The organism is Alcaligenes faecalis, assembly GCF_041521385.1.
Classification (GTDB): Bacteria; Pseudomonadota; Gammaproteobacteria; order Burkholderiales; family Burkholderiaceae_B; genus Alcaligenes; species Alcaligenes faecalis_E.
In genome coordinates this window covers 4,066,125-4,085,857 of sequence record NZ_CP168006.1, presented here as the reverse complement: position 1 = coordinate 4,085,857, position 19,733 = coordinate 4,066,125, and the positions used below count along the sequence as shown (strand labels likewise).

Sequence of the window (19,733 nt, the reverse complement as noted above, 5' to 3'; positions counted from 1 at the left end):
CTTTATTACCGGCAGGCTTCAAATTGGCGCTGGCACACCAGATAAATGGCGGTGGTGTCCGTCTCGGAACCGGCTGGGCCAATTCGACCGTGCTGCGCGGTGGCTGCAATCCATTGGCCGCGCACTTGCTCAAGTGGAATCTCCAAGGGGCTATATGACCGGTTCTTGATGAGAACGGCTGTCACATAGAGCTGGCCAGAACGCCACTGACCAACGGGGGTGGATACAACATGGACGCCACGTATTAGGTTGGCAATTGGCTCAGCAGTGACTTCGACCTGCTGCACACCTGAGAACGGGGTGGCAAGCCGCTTTGGGGCATAAAGCTGGCGTGCGGCGTAGCGGGTGAGCTGGACCATATCTGTCGGTGCTGATTCCGCCATTTGCTGGCTCAATGTGTGTTCATTGGCCATGCTGGTCGCTTGCGCTGCCGCTTGGGAAGCGGGACCATCACCTCCGATCTCCTCTGAACCAGGCGATGAGGAAGCAACGACAAAAACCTGAAGTTCGCTACGGGCACTGGCTGTTGTGCTGTCGGCAACCAGATCGAAGGGAATTTGCTGCCCAGAGTCAATGAGCTCAGCAATGATTCGCACGGGTGTGAACTGCTGGAGGGCCGTGATGTACATCGTGCGATCAATGACTTCGATTCGGGCAATCTTGGACATATCCGATGGCACATGCAGGGCGGCAGGCGCAGGCAAGGTAATCATGCGTTCGATGCCCACAGGCAGTGGCGCACGTACCGGAGCTCGATTAAACACGGCTCGCTCGACGCCATGCGGTTTATTTTGTGGTGGTTTGCGGATGGTCGTGCCGCTTTCGTCCTGATTATCCTTGGCCTGTTGAATGGCTGCATCCACAGTGCTCTCCACCATAGCTTGGTCACCCATCACATTGACGCTAGGGTTTTGATACTCAGCGTTAGAGGGTGAGGAGCCAAGATTGGGAATCTCTCCCAGATCGGGTGCGTTATTCACTGCTGCGTTTGTTGCAGAACCCACATTGACACTTGAGTTGACGCTGTCAGGGGCTGGAGCAATAAGATCTGCTGGTACGCTCTCCAAGTTTGGCCCCAAGTCTCGTACTTGTGCCTGTGCGTACTGGGCCAGCCCCAAAAGAGCGCAGGCCAGAGCTGTTTTGCGAATGCTAAGAATGGCTTTCATGGATGACAATCTCACTCGCTTTGAGGTTGGACGGGTCGCACCTGGATAGGTGTCGGAGCGGGGTCGGTCACGTTGGTGGCCGGGTCGGTGATCGTGCCGGGCAATGTGGCGGGCACGATTTCTGACTCAGTTGGCAGCTCGGGACTTTGGTTGTTCTTCTGGACTGCGGCGACTTCGTCAGGATTCAGGCGGGCAGGGCGGTTGTTGCCATAGCAGTCAATGGCCAGCTTCCAGGGGTTTTTCTCGGGGTCAACGTCATATCGCACGACACGCATCGGATACCGGATGTAGATGTCTTTGATTTGTTGACCACGAAATGTCTCTTGCAATTGCATGTCGAGCAGTACTGTCCAGGTGTTGGTGCCTTGCGAAATGACTCGTCTGGGTGAAAACCCAAACCCTGGAATCTCGGTCATGATGCGTGTGCGTGAGCGCAACTCACCGGCTCTATCCCGTGTGTTCATGTCGTTCTCTAGCTGAGCGCGACAAGACGGGGTGATGTAGGCCTGGTAGTAGTAGATTTGCTTGCCGTAGTCCTTGTACCCGTCGGCTTGCCAGCGGTTGACCTGCTGCCAGATGTAGTAGGCAAAGCCATACACATTGACGTCAGGGACCGGCGACTGGCCGTCGGTCACGGTGACGACATCCCCGCCTTGAATGTTGGGGTGCAAATTGACGTCGATTCGATGCGGTGTGCGGGCAGCAAAGTACATACCCACAGCCCCAAGAGCGGCGACAACTAAAACAAGTGCGCCCAGTCTTTTATTTGTCGCCTGAACAGTGGCCAGGGCGTTTAAATATTTTGAACTCATACGTTGTTGCTCGCTTTATCCGCTATCGGTGTCACACCTTGAGCAGCGCAAGAAGAGGGGATGGCCGTTTCGCTCGTAGAAACAACGTTCTGACGGGACGGTTTAGGGTTGAATGAAGTGGACAGGCTAAAGGGCAAGGTCCGGCCCAAGCTCCAATAACCGTTGTGGCGGATGAATTTGGCTTTCACCCACCCACGAGAGGCCATCCAGTGGTGCATAGCCTGGTTGTAATAGCCGTCAGGACGGTTGCGCTTAAGTCCCGCCAAGTATTTAGAGGCAAACCACAAAATGACTAATGGTCCAAATAGCATGATGGCCAAAAGTGTTTGCCAGAAGCCGGTTATGGCCAGCAGTACCAAGCCCAGCAGCAGACACACCACGACGGAGATCAGACCGATGATTTGTGCTTCATCGACCGTCATACCGTTCAGAATGGCTGGTTGAACATTCACGCGATCGGTTATCGGCGTAGCGATGCCCTGGGTAACTTGCTCATCTAGCTGTTCAAGGTGTGGGGCAGAGGGCTTGCGAGCCATATCGACTTTTCCCCTTTACCCGAGCGTGGCGATGGCATACGTGGCCAGTGCGACAAGCGCAATGGCAAGCACACCGCCAGTGATTACGTATTCTTTCAGGTCAGCAATATCAGCCTGGCCACGTGTGTATTGGGTCCACTTTGTGATTGCGCCCATCACGACTTTCAGGAAAAAGTAGCCAACAAAGATCATGGCCAGAATCGTGATGCCCTGTTTCCAGTAAGCACCCATCGCTCCAAGCCAATCGCCGTCAGCAACTTGAGCCCCGTCAATGCCAGATCCCGGTGTAGGCATCGTGGGCAAAGCTGCCATGGTAGGTGACGAAAGTAACGCTACAGCAGGGATCAAAGCGGCTTGCGCGAAGTGACGCTTGGCTTTTTGCCACCCCGCTCGGGGTGCCGCCAACAGAGCGTTCAGTGTGGTCATAGCTAAACTCCGTATGGTTTGATGTGTTAAGAAGTCCTGTGAGCGTCAAACCAACACCCACAGGATTAAGGACAACAGCACAACTAATTTGACGCAGGCCCAGACCACCTCTTCCTGCTTGAGTTGGCCCTCCCGGTAGTTATCCAGGGCGGTCATCCCTAGCCAGGCAAAGAACAGAACCACAATCGCAACCGTGATGATCGTCAGCACGACCTTCATGGCGTTTGGGTCAACACCCGAGCCTGCTGCAAACGCCTCTCTCATGTTGGAACCCAGCTGTGCATTGTTCATGCCCATAAGGGGATCTCCTGAAGTTGCGTCATTGGCGGTAGTCGCCTCGCAGTGGCTCGACTGGGCGCGGCTGCATAGGGGCATTAAGGTGTTGTTGAATTCCCCGACGCATCACGTCCAGATCATTGATCAACCACTCATATCGAAAATTGACCCGTTGAGAGGGAGGGGCATCACGAGAGGCTGCGGCCACCATCTGCTGAACGACGGCCAGCTCGTTTTCAATCCGTGCCAGACTTTCGCGCTCACTATCGGCATCACCAGCCTGAACGGTGGCGCATGCGACGAGCATGAGCGCGGTTGCCCAAGCGCGATGAGTCTTACGTTCTGAGGGGCCAGATTGCTGTGGTTTCATTTCTGTCGTTTCTCCAATGTCGTGATGTGAGCGAGAGGCGCTACATATACTTTTTGAGGGAAGCCACTGTGGTGCTGAGCGTTGCAGCGACCAACGCGGTGAAAATCAGAACCATGTAAGCGGGGTTGAAGCCGCCGAAAGGCCAGGTCAAATACAGACCGAAACCTCCAGTAAGTGCCCAGGCTGTGTATCGCTTAGCGTGGTGATAAACGAAGGAGGACTCTCGGCCGCCGCTCCACCTGCGCAAGTCACGCCGTACCAGGCCATCGACCGCACCCACTAGGCACGCAAGAACAAAGGCTGGCAGCGCATAAAGGGCAATCGAAAGTCGAAGCGCTACATCCATGGCGACATACATGGAAAGCACGAGTACCGTGCTGATAAATTGGCCGGCATCAGCGCCAATCGTTTTCAGCCTGGAGGAGAGGCTGTTGCCGTTTGCCTTTATTTCTTGTGCACGACGAAGGGCCTGTTGACGCTGCATGGCGGGGTCATGGCTATTGGCATACCACTGCAAGATTCCGAATTTCTCGTAAGGCCATGAGATGTAGCTGAGCATCTTGTTTGAGAAGGCCACGGTATTTGGAATAATCAGGCTTTTCGGGGCAGCCTCGATATAGCTCAGGTCCTGCTCCACGATAGAGCGAGCATGGCCTGTGCCTTGGTCTTTCCAAATCGTATGAATGCCGGCCAGCTCTATGATCAACCCCAGCACACACGCTGAGACAGAGACCATAAGCAAACCCATGACCATCTCAAAGGTCATCAAAATGGGGCCGCGAGTGGTGGGCTTAACAGGGCGGCTGGTCGAGTTGGTACTCATCCGTGCCCCCTTGTGATCAGGCCCATCGTGTCAGTGTTTATCGCGCTTTTGCTTTGAGTGTCGTCATCGGGGTCAGGATCCTGCACCGCTAGATCAGTAGCGATCATGCCCGTGCCATCGGCGATTGGCTGGCTATTGAGCCAGTTTTCAGTGAACCAGTCGGTTTCACTGGCCCATTGCTCGGAGGTCCGGTAGCGGGCCTTCATTTGTGCGGCGACGTTTTGCAAAGACTGCGGTACAAATTCGTCGTTTCTTGCATCAGCCAACGGGATTCGGATCTTGAAGCGTCGATTGCCTTCAAGTAGCGCAAAGGCTTGGCCTTGCGGTAGTTCCAGCACATCGGCTGGTTCAATCATAGGGACCTTGGTTTTGGTCCAGATATCATCGTTGCGACTGATGAAATCGACGCCGGTGCCTTGGGCGGCGGTGTCTGTGACGCCTGACATTGGCGTGAGATGGACCACCTCGACTTCGGGAACCTGGTCCGTCAGCAGCTTGGCCGTCGTGACACTACGCACGCGCAGCATGACCAGGTGGTTAAAGTTGTCCAGGATCTGGCCCGCTTTGGCCTTATCTCCGACTTTTGCCTCAATATCAAATGCTGACTGTGTGTACGCGGTGATCCGAAAGCCCGAGCCCCCCAGCTTGTTCACCATGGGCACAAATTCGGGACCTGCAATCTCATTGACCTCGTCAAAGTGAGCGCAAATGGTCGGCAATACGATTTTGCCATCTGGCGCATGGGGGTCCAGTCCGGTCTTATAGAGCTTGCCGCCGACGCTGACCAAGTCGGCCAGCATGGAGTTACCCACGGCAGAGGACACGACCGAGTCAGACAATGCATCCAGGCCTACATAGACCACACCGCCCTGACGGATGACGCTCATCCAATCAAAAATTGGTCGCTTATCGGTTTGGTCGTAGTAGTCGGGAGAGATCAGTTTGCCCACCGCGCCGGTAGTCAGTTTCTCCAGAAACGGGCCAAGACTGGCGATGATCTTTTCGTAGAAGCTGCGTTCATAACTAAAGGCGGCTGCCAGGCCTGCGAGGACCGTATCGTTGATCTTGGCTTCTTTAATGAGCAAGAACATCGCTACAAACTCGGGCTGTCGATCTGCCAATGCCCGTGGCACTGGCGGGGCGGTTTTGCGGTCTTGCAGCGCGAGCTCAAGGCTGGCCAGCCTTACTTCCCAGTCGATCAGACGGCCTTGGCGGGCCTGCTGGGCAAACACCATGCGGGCATAGTCCATGAACAGGCCGTCAATGCCGGTCACATCTTTGAGCAAGGCTTCATAGGTCGGGACACGTCCCAGCGCAACCTGGGCTTGAGCCACAATATTGGTAAAACGCCAGGAGAACTCTTTAAAAGCGGCGGAGTTTCCGCTGCTGGGCAAGGCGTTGGTGGCACGAGTGGCCACTTCTGTGATGCGCGAGAAGTTGCCGATGCCGTTGTACCTGGCCGAGATCTCGGGATAGCCAAGATGGAACATGTAAAACTGGTCCAGGCGGCCTGCACGAGCGCATTCGGCATACATACGCAGCATCAGATCGGCATCCCCCTTGGGATCGATCACGATAGTGACGTGCCCAGCATGAATGTCCTGGGTGGCAAATAACTCCAGCAGCCTGGTCTTGCCCACGCGCGTGGTGCCCATGACCAGCATGTGTCCATTGCGAGAGGACTGGCGAATCTTGACGGGGGCTTCGTCCATGCTGCCCACGCCATGCACGATGGGTGAGCCACCTAAGTCTGGGTGAGGCTGCAATGGGTTGAGCCAATGATCAATGCCCGCAATTCCTGCAATGGCTCGCACAATGGGTTTGACGGGGCCTTTGCCTTGCGCTTGTTCAATGGCTTTCGAACCCAGGCTGCGTAGGGCCAGCTCTTTGCCCGATGGACGCACAAAACGCTTGGCCTGCGGTTGCAAGGCCTCACGTTTACGTTGTGTGTGCGCTTGCGACCACTCGAACCCTTCGCCCAGGTAAAACTCGCCCGGTGCCACGGGAATTTTGGCGGGAGCAATTTTCGTGACTTTGTAGTATTTCAGGTGATGGTGATAACGCTTGATCCGCATCGCCTGCTTAAAGCGGACCCCGCCAAAGTAGCCCGATCCTGCTGCTGCAACGTAGCCCAAAGAAGGGGGCATCATCAGCGCCCAAGGCGCCAGGGCAGCCGTGGCCGTGACGGACCAGGCCGTTGCCGCACTCCAAATTTCGACAGGTGGACGCAGTAACGCTTCCAAGACGGCGTTATTTTTCATGCGCTTCAACTCGTTCAAAACCTTCTGAGAAGATGATCTGTCGCGCTTGACCGTCCAAGCCAATCAGCACGGGATAGACAGTCACTTGCGCTGCGGCAAGACGGCTCTGTAACCAGTGGCCGGGATCAGGGACGATTGGCAATGCGTTGGCTTGTCGCTGGATGTTTTTAAAGCGTTTTTCACTGGCTGCGGATACCACAATGACAGTGGCCTGCAGAGAAAGCAGGCGAGCCTGATGGAGCTTGAGCCATTCTTCTGAGCCTTTGTCGTCACCCACAATGGCTAATGTTTGGGTCATCCATTTTGGATTGAATACTGGAACAGCCGATGGCTTGAGCACGCCAGGTTGTAGCAAGTTAGAAGTCAGCGGAAACTGGATACCGGCACCAACACCAGGTTGGTCTGCACCTGAAATTAAGGCCGAATAATAGGAAACAGCAGGCACAGACTCATCAATAATGGATGGTTCCTCTTGTGCATAGGCTTGGGGGAAATCCATTACGGTCGCAGCACTCAAAGCGAGGACGATCGCGATGCCCAATGCAGTAGCGGTGTACAAAAAGAGAGCGGCGTTACGGCGCATATCGCCTCCAACCGGTCGAGGTGGCCAACTCCGACGCATCTAACCCCAGGTTGGCCAATTTGTTGAATACGCCACGGCTGTAACGATTGCCGCGGCTGATCCGTTCTTGCGTATTTCTGGAGCCCGTGTGATAGAGGGCGACCGCCAGACGCCAGGAACTGTTGCGGTCAAAGTGTTCACGCAGAATTTGTGCACCTACATCGAGATTGGGGTAGGGATCCAGAGCACGCTCAAAACTTTGGAGCTTGTCGTTGTGGTAGCCCCAGTTCACCTGCATTGCACCGCAATCCACATTGCGGATACCTCTGACATCCACATACTTACGCAAGGCCTTGAGGGTGGCCTCATAGGAGCCATAGCGCTTAGCAGCACCTCTGACGCACAGAGTCCAAGGGTAGGGCAGCGTCTGCCGACCAAATTTCATTTGCGACTCTTGTAGTGCGACGCCGTAAAGTAGCCACGGATCAATGTTCCAACGCTGTCCCGCCCAGTCATAAGCGCGGGGTGGCAACAAAGATGCCGCCACGATCGGCGCACCAGGACGGGTGCGCGTGCGAGGCATCTGACGCACATACCCGTGGGGGATGGTCGTCTGCCCCTGGGGTGTGATCTTGGGTTCAATGCGCACAGCCGTATCTGACCAATATGGCCACCACTGCGGGTCCAGGCCTTCGGGCTGCGCCAGCTCCGATTGCGCAGGCACAGCCATTGCCCACGAGCGCGTCATGACGCCACTGGCCGTCAGTGCGGTGAGGGCGCCAAGAAACTGTCGGCGGTGCATGGCGGTACCCATCACTTCGCAGAGCCCTGTGCTGGCTCACTTTGAGTCAGAGGTGTGTAGCCCGGAGCGGGGACCTCGATGATGGCCGTGCGCGGCACGTTCAATGTGTCAGCCGCACCTACCGTGGCGGGAACGGGTGGGATTTGACTGAAATTGACAACTGGCTCATTTGGGTAAAGGCGTGCCATCGCTTCGGTGAAAGCACGATTCCATGCCAATGAGCGCTCCACGTCGGCATGAAAGGCGCGGGCGAACATTTCGGCATACTTACGGCGCTCTGCTTCCGAGGTCGCGTGAATGCCCAGAGCTTCAATAGGCGAGAGGTTTTCCACCGAGAATGCTTTGCGAGGGCCTTCCAGCAAGGTTTTGGCGCGCAACATTTCTTCGTCGGTTAAGCCCCAAATATTGGCGCGCAGGCGATCTACGGCATCCAGCGCAATCGGATTACGCCCTTGTGACTGCGTAGCGTTGGCGACTTCTTCGGTACGCTGCTGAGCGGTGGCCTGGGTTTGCGAATGCGCCATCGCAGGGAAAAACAGGGGCAGGCTGATGGCTGCTGCTTTGATTTTCATAAGGCGCGGCATCACTGGCCCTCCACAGTTAATTTGGTGGTTTTTCCGTTTACGAGAAAAGAGGCGCTGCGCTCGGATGCGCTTGCGCTTTGCAGCGTGACGCCGTTGACGGTGTCACCTGGTCGCATCACTAAGGTTTGGTTGTCGCCTGCGCGTGTACTGGCGACGACAACGGAGGGTTTGCCATCCCACATATCGACTGAGACCAGACGAACGCTTGGCTTCGGTGCGGCCTTGGCTCGACGAGTGACCGGCTTTTTCACGGGGGCAGGTTCAACAACTGGCACCGCCTCTGGTTCTGGTTCAGGTGTAGGTGCAGGTGTGGACAGAGCAATCAACTGTTCGTTTTGTTGTAAGAGCTCATTGAGTAACTGCCTGATTTCGGTGACATCACGTTGCAGGGACGAGATTTGCACCTCAAATGTTGGTGTTTCTTGAACGGCGTACGAGGCTTGCGATGTTTCAAGGTTCGATGGGAACGACTCTCCGAGATCAATGGAAAGTTCTTGGAATTCCGTTGACTCTGCCGTGTCTATCGGATCTGTTCCCATGGGCATGTCAGAAGCTTTCTCTACATTGCCTAGTTCACTGGTGGTGGGAGCAGGGGAGGGCTCAGAACCCTTTTCCTCATCCTCAACAGGGGCGACCTGGTCTTCGATTTCAGCCAGTGAAGGTTCGGCTGCCGACAAGGCGGCTGTTTGCTCAACCACAGGTTGGTTAAACAGGTATTTCCAGCTCAAGAAAAGGACAGCAAAAAGCACCAACGCCAGGATTAGCTTCCACGGATAGCCTGTCTTTTTCTTGAGCGTTGGAGCATCGGTAAGCGCTGCGGATGCCAATGGGGATGGCGAAACGCTGACTGCTTGCGGTTGATTTTCTTGTTCAGCAAAGAAATCGGTGACTGCTTCATTGTTTTGCGTCTCGGTCAGGGGATCCACTACAGACGAAAACACGGGCTCCACGTTCTGTTTTTCAACGCTTGCCGTTGGTTCTTTGCGAGAGAACAAAATTTGCATGAGTGTTCGCAAGACACCTGGCTTGTTTGGGGTAGCGTCCTCCAACTCACGACGGGAGTCATAGTCGTGCTGATCCAGCTTTTCTTGGCGTTCACGCTCAAGCTGCTGGTCTTGCTCCATTCGTTCATGTTCCAAGCGCTCGAGCCGTTCACGCTCTAGCTGCTCGGCTTGCTCCCGGCGGCGAAGATCGTCTTGCTGCTGTTGCCATTGTTGATCTTGTTGGTTCATGGCTGCACCCCGCTGATGCGCTCGGTCAGGGGCAACCACGGCTTTTTAGGGTCAACTGTGACGGGGTAGGTTTGGGCGTGGAGCCAATTCTGTGTCAGTTCGACGCCTGACAGAGTCGGCTGTGCCGCTAGACTGATCCACAGTCTGCGACGGATGGGGTCCTCGTCCCAGCGCCAGGTCTCACCTACGAGTGCATTTAAGACATCACGCACTCGATACGTGCCCAGCGACCGCTGGGACTCTGGAAGGGGTAAGCGAAGAAACTGCGCGGCTTCTAGCGACAGCTTGGAGCGATCAAGCTGCCAGCCAGTCCGTTTGAGGGTGTACTCAATCGCACCATCAATGGTGGCTACGTCTTGACGTGGGTAAGTCAGTGCCACAAACACAGACAGGGGATCAGAAACGCTATGCCCTGGTGTGCTGGCTTGTGTGCTGTATTGTCCTATTCGCACCTGTGTGCCGTTGTCGTAGGTATCCCCGACCTGGGCTTGGGCCTGCAACGCCAAAACAGCCAGTGGCGCGGCAACAGCGAGTCTAGCTGTCCAGCTCATGAAGTACTCCATCCGATTGAGAATGGCGTTCAGTGTTGCAAAGGCACCCCAAGGTGTCGCTCGTTAACCCAAGGTCACGTAACACGGGGTTTCAGCTTGACGAAAACAGTTATGTGCGTTATCCGCGCGGCCTGCTATATGCGTTTTTGAGTAAGTGAAGAAAGGGTATTCAAGTTAAAATGTTTTGCATTGCACAATACAACTAGAACAAGAATGTGTTGACGGACTGCCGGGGCGTCAATCCGCTACTGGGAAAAGGTTGCTACGGGTCAAGGGCCTTATCCAAAGGGCCGCCGTCCACCTAAAAATCCGGTGGCCGTCGGGAAAGGCTTTACAGGTAGGGGAAAAGGGGGCTTACGGGTTACGCAGCGCTTCACCCAGGGGCTGGGTGAAGCGCTGCAAATGGCCTCGGCCAGCATAGCGGGCTGTGACTTATCAGAACTTAACGTTGCGCGCAAGCGAGAACCCTAGGTTACGTCGCACCCGGTATCGCGTTGAGTGATAGCAAACCGCTTTGTAGAGTGGCCGCTATGACTATCCTCGCCCACCTCGCTGAAAACGAGCATCCATACCCCGATCCTGGGTTCCCCCATTTTGGGCGTGATGCGCACGACCGTGCTCATGCGATTTACCGCATTGTCGAGCTCCTGACTGAGCTCGGATTGGCTGAATGGGTCCCCCATTTTTCAGCCTGGCTATCGCGTTATGACGGATTAGAAATTTATGCCGAGGATGAAGATGATCCTCATCTGTGTGTGAGAGAGATTTTGAAGAATCATTGTCAGAACCTGGCGCAAGAAAGCAGCCAGGCCGTAGATCTCGCAGGGCGCAAAGAGAGCATTGTTGAAGATATTTTGCAGCAGCCATTTGTCCATTATCGGGCCCACTGGGGCAAAAATATGCTGCCTGATCCTGATTCAATTCAATGGAATCCACTGCAGATGAGCTGGTTCCATTTCCTGCAGCTGGGCGATCCGCAACATCCCACTGAGTCACTGCATATTTTGCTCACATTGCGACATCCTCGTCCGACTCTGGAGACGTTGCGAGCCCATTTGCTTGAACGTTAGAGCATGACTCACCGCCGAACCCCGCCTTGGATCTCGAAGTTCTCCACTTTTATTCCGCGACGCGCCTCCAGTACGACTAAGCCCGCACCGGTTCCGCCACCTCCAAGCCCCCCACCAGTTCCAGTTGCCCAACGTGTAGCAGGGCGGGAGGAAGGGTGGTTGCGTGTTCTTGAGTCTGATGACTTGATCCGTCTGCTGAAAGCTCAAAAAGCGGTTCATCAAATGTTCCTGCAGTCTCGCGTAGCAGATCCTGTTTTTCGACGAGATTTCATCCCAGCTATCCGACGATATGCAGAATACGTCCAGCTTATGCCTGCCTCAGAAGCACACCATCACGCCCACGCTGGTGGTTTGTTGGCCCATACGCTTGAGATGGTATTGGCAGCCATGACCTGGCGAAACGCGCATTTTTTACCTACGAATGCTCCCGTTGAGCAGATTGACGCCGAGCGTGATCAGTGGACCTATGTGGTCTTCTACGCGGCACTGCTTCATGACATTGCCAAACCGATGACAGACCTACGGATCTTATGGCGAGGCGGGGCGATGGATGAACCGTTGCGATGGAAACCGCTGGCTGGCTCCTTGTTCGAAGTGGGGCAGGGGCGTCTGGATCTGGAGTATCGGGTCGAGTTTGAGCCAAAAGCCAGCCGGGACTACCAGGCCCATAATCGCCTGGCACTGACCCTGCTTCATCAGATTGCACCAAAATCTGCCTTAACTTTTTTGTCCCAAACGCCTCACGCCTTTGATGCGCTGACTCATTATTTGTCTGGCCACAAGGATGGATTATTGGCTGACATTATCAAACGCGCTGACCAGGCCTCCACCAGCAACGCATTGATGAAGGGCAGTAAGGCTCGTTTTGCGACAGCCAATGCAGTACCGCTGGTGGATTTACTCATGCAAGCGCTCAAAAGCATGTTGCAGTCTGGAACGGAATTGCCGCTCAATCGTACTGGAGCTGCCGGATGGGTGTATGACGGCTCTGTGTGGTTTGTGGCTAAGCGTTTGGCCGATGCCACGCGGGCCTGGATTAAAAAGCATGAGCCTGACGAGTCTGTACCTGGAGAGGCCAAGAACGATAGGCTGTTTGACACATGGCAGGAATATGGAATCTTGCAAGTCAGTCCTCATTCTGGCCAAGCTATTTGGCACGTTGAAATCAACGGGCAAACGCCGGCAACAGAAGAGGGCACAGAAACCCATCAATATCGACACAGACTAAGTGTGCTGCGCTTTCCACTGTCAAAGCTCTATGATGATCCAAACTTATACCCACCGGCGATGTCCGGAGAGATCCATGTCCGGGCCAAGCGTGGCGATGATGAGTTTGAAACAGAGGCTGATCCAGCTGCGGTTGATTGTGAGCACAGCGCTGACACAACAGTCATTCAAGCCAAAGCTGCTCCAGAACACATTGATGAAGGAATATTGCCGCAAAAGGTGGCCACAACGGCCAAAACTGCTTCAGCTCGTTCCCAAACTGCAGCACCCAAGCGTAATCTCGTACCAGCAATGGAGTTTAGAAAGCCCAAAAATGCGTCAACTGGCGCAGCCAAGCGTCAAACACCGAAAAATGGCGCAACGCAAAGCGGCAACCAGCCCAAACCTGTGCCAACCTCAAGCAATACTCACCAAACTGCTTCGATTCAGGCATACGACGACGAGACGGTGATTTTGCCAGCCGAACTCGCCGTAGATGGCTTTGATGTTGACGATGACTTTCTAGATGAAGCTGATACAGCATCCAACATTATTCATCGCAGCCCACCGCAAGCGTCGCATAAACCCACGCCTGTGCCAGGCAAAAAATTACATAAACATGAAGCAACAGCCCTAGCTGCAGCACAGGCTAAAAGTGTTGAGCCAGCCTCTGTTGAGCACACACCTGGAGCATTACCAGCCTTACCGACGCCTAAAGCGCCGGTTCTTGAGCCTGAGTCTGCTCCAAAGACACAGGCAAAATCGCAACGCATGTTCAGCCAGGCCAACACCACGCCTGTCGTGTTGACCCCGAGCCTGCCTGAACTACCGCACGAAGCTCCTGTGAAGGAACCCAGTGAAGCCGCGACGGCGTTTATACAGTGGCTGCAGCAAGGCTTGGCCAGCCGTGAGATTAAGTACAACGAATCCGGGGCACCCGTGCATTTCGTAGAGGAAGGCATGGCACTGATTTCACCCAAGATTTTCAAGCTCTATGCGGCTCAAACAGGGCCTGAAGAACAGGCCGACGCCATGGGGATGCAGATTCAGCGAGAGGTTATCAAAGCTGGGTGGCATCGGATGCGGCAAGTAGAAGGTGGTGGCAAGGTCAACATCTTGCGCTACCAGATCATTGGCAAAGGAAATGTGCCGATCGCCTCGCTGGCGGCGGTGGTGTTGATGGACCCGGACCGGTTTGTTTTACCCGTGCCGCCCGTCAATCCAGTATTAAAGTTGGATCGTTGAATGAAGGGGATGTTTGACACAGGATAAAGTGCTGTGCTACCGTCCGATCAGTCGTGCAATTCAACGTTTCGACGGGGTTTCGGTTTAGATTACTGTGAGGTGCCTAACTTCACATAATGCAAAAGACTGCTGAACAGGCTCGTTTTCCTCCCTAGAGGACGGCTGGGAAACATCGCATAATGTATATTATGTAAAGTCATTGGGTGATAGCATTTCGTCTCTCCCCCTAAAGAATCGCCGCGACGCTCTTTCTGGCTACTGTTTTTCTGCGGATTATTTTTCCTCCAAGGTAGTTAAGTCTCCCCTTGCATGGTTATAGTGACGAGCTATGTGAAACGGAGCGATACACGATGGGCCATGTATTACAGTTTGCCGAACGCGATCCCAGCTTGAGTGATGACTTAGCCAAGACGCAGATTGATGCGCTGCGCGAGGCGCTGTTGATGAAGCAGTACGAACGCTTGCAAAAGGCGGATCAAACCTTGCTGATTGTGGTGGCAGGTATGGATGGTGTGGGGAAAGGCTCGGCGATTAATACCTTGAATACTTGGCTGGACCCTCGTCACGTCCATACCTTGGCTTTTGGCAAGTTAAGTGAAGAAGAAGCCATGCGGCCTTTAATGTGGCGTTATTGGAATCGGCTGCCTGTTCGCGGTCAGACGGGGTTGGTGTTCGGCTCCTGGTATGCCCCTTTGATGAAAGAGCTGGGCCGCAAAAAGCCGGATTCGACCAAGATCGCCCTATACACCCATTTGATCAATCGTTTTGAGGCGCAGTTGGCCTTTCAGGGCGTGCAGGTGTTGAAGTTATGGTTCCACCTCTCCGCCCAAGCTCAGTTGAACCGATGCACGGCTTTGATGGCCGACCCAAATACAGCTTGGCGTGTTAGCAAGGCAGACTTGAAGGTTCACAAGAAATTCAAGCAATTGCGCAATGCGGCCACACAAACCATTAATCTGACTCATAGAAATTACGCCCCTTGGGTGGTCATCCCCAGTGCCGATCCAAACTTGCGTAATGTGTCTTTGGCAAAAGTCGTGTTGCAAGCCTTGGACAAACCGATTGTCCCGCGACAGGTCAAAGAGCCGTATGCTTTCCCGTTTCGTTTGAATGTGCCGACCGCCACCTTGCAGTCCCCTCCTCCAGCGGAGCCTGTGCTGGATTATGATGCGGAGCTTTTGCATTGGCAGGGCCGCTTGTCCGGCGCGGTACGTAGCAAAGCGTTCCGTAAGCATTCTTTGGTGCTGGTCTTTGAGGGGCGTGATGCTGCGGGTAAAGGCGGCACTATTCGCCGTTTGACCGAGGCTCTGGATGTGCGTACTTACGACATCCACCCTATTTCTGCCCCTAATGCGGTGGAGCTGGCACGTCCGTATCTATGGCGTTTCTGGCGTAAATTGCCGCGCCTGGGGGAGATCTCCATTTTTGATCGTTCCTGGTACGGGCGAGTGCTGGTCGAGCGAGTTGAGAGATTGATCACCCGCGCTGCTTGGCACCGTTCTTACGAGGAAATCAATGAGTTTGAGGCGCAACTGCTGGCCAATGGTACGGCAGTGATTAAATTCTGGCTGGATATTGATAAGGACGAGCAGCTCAAGCGTTTCAAGGCTCGCGAAGAAACTCCCTTCAAGGCCTACAAGATTACGGAAGAGGATTGGCGTAATCGGGGCAAGTGGACGGCGTATCAACGCGCGGCTGAGGAGATGTTTGCCCAGACCGATACTCATATGGCGCCCTGGCATATTGTGCCCAGCAAGGATAAAAAAGCGGCTCGTATTCAGGTGTTGCGTACCGTTGTGGAAACGCTGGAGTCTTTGGATGAGCACATGATCAGCCTGAATGAGCCAGCCTTGTCGGATCAAGTGAGTGAGCAGGTATAGGGCTGCAAGTGGTTTTTACCGGCAAGGCTTTGCTGCGTACTGTATAAGACAGCGACGGCTTGACTTCTGTTGAACGTATTGTTTGTTTGTAGAGACAAGGAGCCTTATAAATCCTGCCGCGCTGCCAGACTAAGTATCTTGTGCCAACGCTTGGCTTTTGCAGCATGGGCAGGCTGAATGTCCCAGCTTTGCGCCGGGTTACGCAACCTAAGTGTCAGTCCCCTGCCCTGTGGTTCTACGGCTTCTATATCCGCAAAAATAAACCCACGCGTCCCCTGCCCGGTTTGAATTTGTCCACGCTTTTGCAAGGCATCCAGGCGTATCGTGCCCTCGGGTAACGCCAGCTCCAGAATGCGCTGGCCTTGTTGTTCTTTGCCGTGGATGGCCAGATAACGGCGTCGCCAGACGATAAAGGGCGCCACCAGGATGGCCGCCGCTATCAACAGGCTCAAGATCGCGGCGAGGATTCCGGCACTGGCGCTGACCAGGTTAAAGAGCTGCATTCCACCATACACAAGCGCCACAATAATCCCTATGAACAGCAGGAAGAGGATGATGGGCATGGTGGAAAACGCCTAGTTTTAGCGAGCTTGAACTTTTACAGTGGCAGCGGCTTGGCGGGCGTTGGCACGGGCCGTTTCCAAGTCAGTGTCTGCTGCCAGGGCAACACCCATGCGGCGTTTTTCAAAGCTCTCGGGTTTGCCGAAGAGACGGATATCGGTTTGCGGGATGCGCAGGGCTTCGGCCACATTCAGGAAGTCCACGTCTTGTGCGTCTACGCCACCGTAAATCACGGCGCTGGCGCCGGGCATGCGCAAGGCGGTATTGACAGGCAGACCCAGAATGGCGCGGGCGTGCAGCTCAAATTCGGATTGCCATTGGGTAGCCATGGTGACCATGCCGGTGTCGTGTGGACGGGGGCTGACTTCGCTGAACCAGACCTGATCGCCTTTCACAAACAGCTCTACACCAAACAAGCCTTGGCCGCCCAGGTTCTGGGTAACGGCTTGGGCGATATCGCGGGCGCTTTGCAGAGCCGCGGGACTCATGGGCTGGGGCTGCCAGCTTTCTACGTAGTCACCATCCACCTGTTTGTGGCCGATAGGATCGCAGAACTGGGTTTCGATCTGGCCGTCTGCGCCGACGGCACGGACGGTCAACAAGGTGATTTCGTAGTCGAAGTCGATAAAGCCTTCCACAATGACGCGGCATTGGCTGACACGGCCGCCGGCCATGGCGTAGTCCCAGGCTTTGGCGACGTCATCAGGCCCGCTGATTTTGCTTTGGCCTTTGCCCGAGCTGCTCATCAAGGGTTTAACCACGCAGGGGTAGCCGATCTTGTCGTCGATAGCGGCTTGCAGTTCTTCCAGCGATTCGCAGAATTGGTAGGGGCTGGTGGGAACGCCCAGGGTTTCAGCGGCCAGGCGGCGAATGCCTTCGCGGTCCATGGTCAGGCGAGCGGCACGGGCAGTGGGAATGACACGCACCTTGCCTTGGGCTTCCAGCTCTTCCAGCACGTCAGTGGCGATAGCTTCAATCTCGGGCACGACCAAGGTGGGCTTTTCCTGTTCGATCAGGGCGCGCAGTTGCTCGGCGTCGCTCATGGTGACGGTGCGCGAATGATGGGCGACTTGCTGACCGGGTGCGTTCTCGTAGCGGTCTACCGCGATGGTTTCTACCCCCAGGCGTTGCAGCGCAATCAGCACTTCCTTGCCCAGCTCTCCCGAGCCCAAGAGCATGATTTTGTCCGACGACGACGATAAAGGGGTGCCCAACAGGCTCATGGCGCGTGCTCCGCTGAAAATGAGAAATTTAAAAGCGGTATTGTAATGCAGGCGACGCCGGGTTTTTTTCAAGCAGGACTGCTTTGTCCGCCCTGCTGGCATACCGGCCTGCGGGGCGGACGTTTTCAAGATTTCAGCTTAAAAAGCAAACAATCCTTATTCCACCATTAACTGCGCCATCATGCCCAAGTCCTCATGCTCCAGAATGTGGCAATGAAACATGCGCAGGCCTGGCAAGTCCTGGCGGAATGCAAGGCGCACGGTCTCGTTGGGGCGCAGATTGACGGTATCTCGCCAGGCCCGGAATGGCTCCGGGACGGATCTGTTGCCGGTTTGACGTGCCAGCACCTGAAACTGCGTTCCGTGCAGGTGGAAAGGATGGTCCATATGGGAGTCGTTGATGATATCCCAGTACTGCCACTCACCAGTCGGGCAGCGCAGGTCTATGCGGTTCATGTCGTAGACCTGGTTGTTAATGCGGAACATGGAGCGCATGGCTGCCATCCTGGGCATCATGTCGCTGTCCATTCCTGTCATGCCAGAACCGTGCCCAGACTGCATGTCATGGCTCATGGGCATGACTTCGCTAAATATGACTTTTGTGGTGCTGGAGGCTGCAGGAATAGCCGGCATTACGCGTAATTGCTCGGGTAGCTCGATTTTCTCGTGGCGGATTTTGAGTGTTGCCAATATCAAGGTCTCGGGATTTTCCTGCACCATCATTTTTTGCCTATCGTAGTACAGCGCCTGCAAGCTGCTGTCCAGGTTTTTTGCCGTCTGGATAAAGAACTCCACCCGTTCGGCCGGTGCCAACAAAACAGAGTCGACAGCAGCTAAAGGTTGCTCCAGCAGTCCCCCATCCGTGCCAACTTGAATCAGGCGGGCACCGGGGATATGCAGCTTCAAATAGCGGGCAGAACAGGAGTTCCAGATACGGATGCGTTCTGCAGTGCTGGTTTGGACAAGGGGCTGACGTTGACCATTCAGTAGTACGAACTGCCCTTCCCGGCCATTCATCCAGTCGGGGCCTGTATTGGCTGGGATATGGCCTTTGATGTCCAGCCGCAAGTCGCTGATCGCCCAATGTTGTTCCGCGTAGTCCTTCAATGGATCTTTGGGAGAGCGAACAATAATCGTCCCGCCCAGTCCGTGCGCAACTTGCTCACCGCTTTGGCCATGGGGGTGTGGGTGATACCAGTAGGTGCCCGCACAGCCTTCGGGCAAGGTAAAGCGGTAGTAGCGGCTTTGTCCCGGCAAAACGGCATCTTGCGGATTGCCGTCCTGATCAGAAGGTACGGGCAAGCCGTGCCAGTGAATTGTGGTGGCCTGATTCAACTGGTTTTCAAACTCGATTTCTACTTGGTCGCCTTCGTAGAGCTCAATCAAGGGGCCGGGAGCTTGGCCGTTGTAGAGCCAAAGCTCGGTGGTTTTGCCATCTGCCAGCACCCGTTGATGGGCGGCTGCGGTAATTTTGGCCTGAAATAGCCCTTTATTCTGACTACTGTTTTTCAGTACAGGTAAAGATTGCAGAGTCTGACCTGCCGGCATTTTTTCGGTGGGCATCAAGGTTTGCTGAGCCAGCATGCCGCGGCCGGACATAGTTTCCGACATGGGGCCGTGGTGGCCCACCATTCCTTGCGCCCAGCCCCTCAGTGGCAAGCTGCTCAAAAGGCTGGCACCTAAGGTCAGTTTGAAAAAGTCGCGTCGTTTCATGGATTTATTCCTATGGATCATCAATACACATGCGCCGCCCATACTCAGTCAGCACAGGCTTTGGAAGCTTGGGGCGGCAGTTAAAACAAGATGATCAGGACCAACGCGGAGGGGGTTGAGCGGGGCCAATCAGCCGGGAAAGGTAGTCTTGGTGTAAAGGAATGGGAGGGAAAGCGGGCTGCAAGGCGAACTCTTCAGGCACGGGAAGGAGTGTCGCCAGACAAGCGCAGCAGCCACCTTTTTGTGGAGTATTGCAATGCGTGGCAGCGCCATGGTGAGATTGTCCTGACGCGGCATATTGCACCTGAACCGTGCTGTGAGTGCTGCTCTGAGTCGTTGCGTGTGCGGCAATGCTGGTACCCAGCCCCATGCAGGCAAACAAAACAATAAGGCTGACTACTAAAAGCCAGCCTATGGTTTTGCGAGATGAAATG

19 protein-coding genes are annotated in these 19,733 nt (G+C 54.9%); 3 read left to right on the top strand and 16 right to left on the bottom strand.

Annotation, left to right across the window (positions count from 1 at the left end):
- Positions 1-5 precede the first annotated feature (5 nt).
- From ACDI13_RS17870 to ACDI13_RS17810, 13 genes are all read right to left on the bottom strand, one after another.
- Positions 6-878, bottom strand: a complete 873-nt coding sequence (locus ACDI13_RS17870) for a TIGR03749 family integrating conjugative element protein (protein ID WP_372372545.1) — start codon at positions 876-878, stop codon at positions 6-8.
- Positions 879-1,177: 299 nt separating this feature from the next.
- Positions 1,178-1,978: a PFL_4703 family integrating conjugative element protein gene (locus tag ACDI13_RS17865; RefSeq protein ID WP_080584946.1), complete on the bottom strand. Its 801-nt coding sequence runs from the start codon at positions 1,976-1,978 to the stop codon at positions 1,178-1,180.
- Positions 1,975-2,514: a TIGR03750 family conjugal transfer protein gene (locus tag ACDI13_RS17860; protein WP_086060447.1), complete on the bottom strand. Its 540-nt coding sequence runs from the start codon at positions 2,512-2,514 to the stop codon at positions 1,975-1,977. The genes ACDI13_RS17865 and ACDI13_RS17860 overlap by 4 nt, the downstream gene beginning before the upstream one ends.
- Positions 2,515-2,529: 15 nt before the next feature.
- Positions 2,530-2,940 (bottom strand): DUF2976 domain-containing protein, encoded by a 411-nt coding sequence (locus tag ACDI13_RS17855; protein ID WP_316988845.1) that lies wholly within the window; start codon positions 2,938-2,940, stop codon positions 2,530-2,532.
- Positions 2,941-2,985: 45 nt separating this feature from the next.
- Positions 2,986-3,231, bottom strand: coding sequence for a TIGR03758 family integrating conjugative element protein (locus ACDI13_RS17850; protein ID WP_316988844.1), 246 nt, complete (start codon positions 3,229-3,231; stop codon positions 2,986-2,988).
- Between the two features lie 28 nt (positions 3,232-3,259).
- Positions 3,260-3,586 (bottom strand): RAQPRD family integrative conjugative element protein, encoded by a 327-nt coding sequence (locus tag ACDI13_RS17845; RefSeq protein WP_316988843.1) that lies wholly within the window; start codon positions 3,584-3,586, stop codon positions 3,260-3,262.
- Between the two features lie 40 nt (positions 3,587-3,626).
- Positions 3,627-4,409, bottom strand: coding sequence for a TIGR03747 family integrating conjugative element membrane protein (locus tag ACDI13_RS17840; RefSeq protein ID WP_316988842.1), 783 nt, complete (start codon positions 4,407-4,409; stop codon positions 3,627-3,629).
- Complete coding sequence (traD, locus tag ACDI13_RS17835; RefSeq protein WP_316988841.1) at positions 4,406-6,670, bottom strand: type IV conjugative transfer system coupling protein TraD; 2,265 nt, start codon at positions 6,668-6,670, stop codon at positions 4,406-4,408. The genes ACDI13_RS17840 and traD overlap by 4 nt, the downstream gene beginning before the upstream one ends.
- Positions 6,660-7,253, bottom strand: a complete 594-nt coding sequence (locus ACDI13_RS17830; protein WP_316988840.1) for a PFL_4695 family integrating conjugative element protein — start codon at positions 7,251-7,253, stop codon at positions 6,660-6,662. Before ACDI13_RS17830 ends, traD begins: the two co-directional genes overlap by 11 nt.
- Positions 7,243-8,034 carry a transglycosylase SLT domain-containing protein gene (locus tag ACDI13_RS17825; protein ID WP_222668031.1) on the bottom strand — a complete coding sequence of 264 codons (792 nt, stop codon included), beginning with the start codon at positions 8,032-8,034 and terminating at the stop codon, positions 7,243-7,245. The genes ACDI13_RS17830 and ACDI13_RS17825 overlap by 11 nt, the downstream gene beginning before the upstream one ends.
- 11 nt (positions 8,035-8,045) lie before the next feature.
- Positions 8,046-8,618 (bottom strand): hypothetical protein, encoded by a 573-nt coding sequence (locus tag ACDI13_RS17820; RefSeq protein ID WP_222668032.1) that lies wholly within the window; start codon positions 8,616-8,618, stop codon positions 8,046-8,048.
- Positions 8,618-9,850 carry a hypothetical protein gene (locus tag ACDI13_RS17815; RefSeq protein ID WP_316988839.1) on the bottom strand — a complete coding sequence of 411 codons (1,233 nt, stop codon included), beginning with the start codon at positions 9,848-9,850 and terminating at the stop codon, positions 8,618-8,620. Before ACDI13_RS17815 ends, ACDI13_RS17820 begins: the two co-directional genes overlap by 1 nt.
- Entirely contained in the window at positions 9,847-10,401 is a 555-nt protein-coding gene (locus tag ACDI13_RS17810) for a hypothetical protein (RefSeq protein WP_045931322.1), read from the bottom strand. Before ACDI13_RS17810 ends, ACDI13_RS17815 begins: the two co-directional genes overlap by 4 nt.
- A 530-nt stretch (positions 10,402-10,931) precedes the next feature.
- On the opposite strand from ACDI13_RS17810, the gene ACDI13_RS17805 reads away from it, so the two are divergent.
- The 3 genes from ACDI13_RS17805 (at position 10,932) to pap (ending at position 15,802) form a co-directional block, all read left to right on the top strand.
- Positions 10,932-11,471 carry a hypothetical protein gene (locus ACDI13_RS17805; protein ID WP_131071802.1) on the top strand — a complete coding sequence of 180 codons (540 nt, stop codon included), beginning with the start codon at positions 10,932-10,934 and terminating at the stop codon, positions 11,469-11,471.
- 159 nt (positions 11,472-11,630) lie between these two features.
- A complete protein-coding gene (gene mobH / locus ACDI13_RS17800) occupies positions 11,631-13,922 on the top strand; it encodes a MobH family relaxase (RefSeq protein ID WP_316988838.1) in 2,292 nt (763 codons plus the stop codon).
- 350 nt (positions 13,923-14,272) lie between these two features.
- Positions 14,273-15,802 carry a polyphosphate:AMP phosphotransferase gene (gene pap / locus ACDI13_RS17795; protein ID WP_316990411.1) on the top strand — a complete coding sequence of 510 codons (1,530 nt, stop codon included), beginning with the start codon at positions 14,273-14,275 and terminating at the stop codon, positions 15,800-15,802.
- A 104-nt stretch (positions 15,803-15,906) separates the two neighbouring features.
- Here pap and ACDI13_RS17790 read toward each other — a convergent pair whose 3' ends face one another.
- From ACDI13_RS17790 to ACDI13_RS17780, 3 genes are all read right to left on the bottom strand, one after another.
- Positions 15,907-16,365 carry a hypothetical protein gene (locus ACDI13_RS17790; RefSeq protein WP_316990412.1) on the bottom strand — a complete coding sequence of 153 codons (459 nt, stop codon included), beginning with the start codon at positions 16,363-16,365 and terminating at the stop codon, positions 15,907-15,909.
- Between the two features lie 18 nt (positions 16,366-16,383).
- Positions 16,384-17,586: a formate-dependent phosphoribosylglycinamide formyltransferase gene (purT, locus tag ACDI13_RS17785; protein ID WP_316990413.1), complete on the bottom strand. Its 1,203-nt coding sequence runs from the start codon at positions 17,584-17,586 to the stop codon at positions 16,384-16,386.
- Between the two features lie 156 nt (positions 17,587-17,742).
- Positions 17,743-19,299 carry a multicopper oxidase family protein gene (locus ACDI13_RS17780; protein WP_316990414.1) on the bottom strand — a complete coding sequence of 519 codons (1,557 nt, stop codon included), beginning with the start codon at positions 19,297-19,299 and terminating at the stop codon, positions 17,743-17,745.
- Positions 19,300-19,733 lie beyond the last annotated feature (434 nt).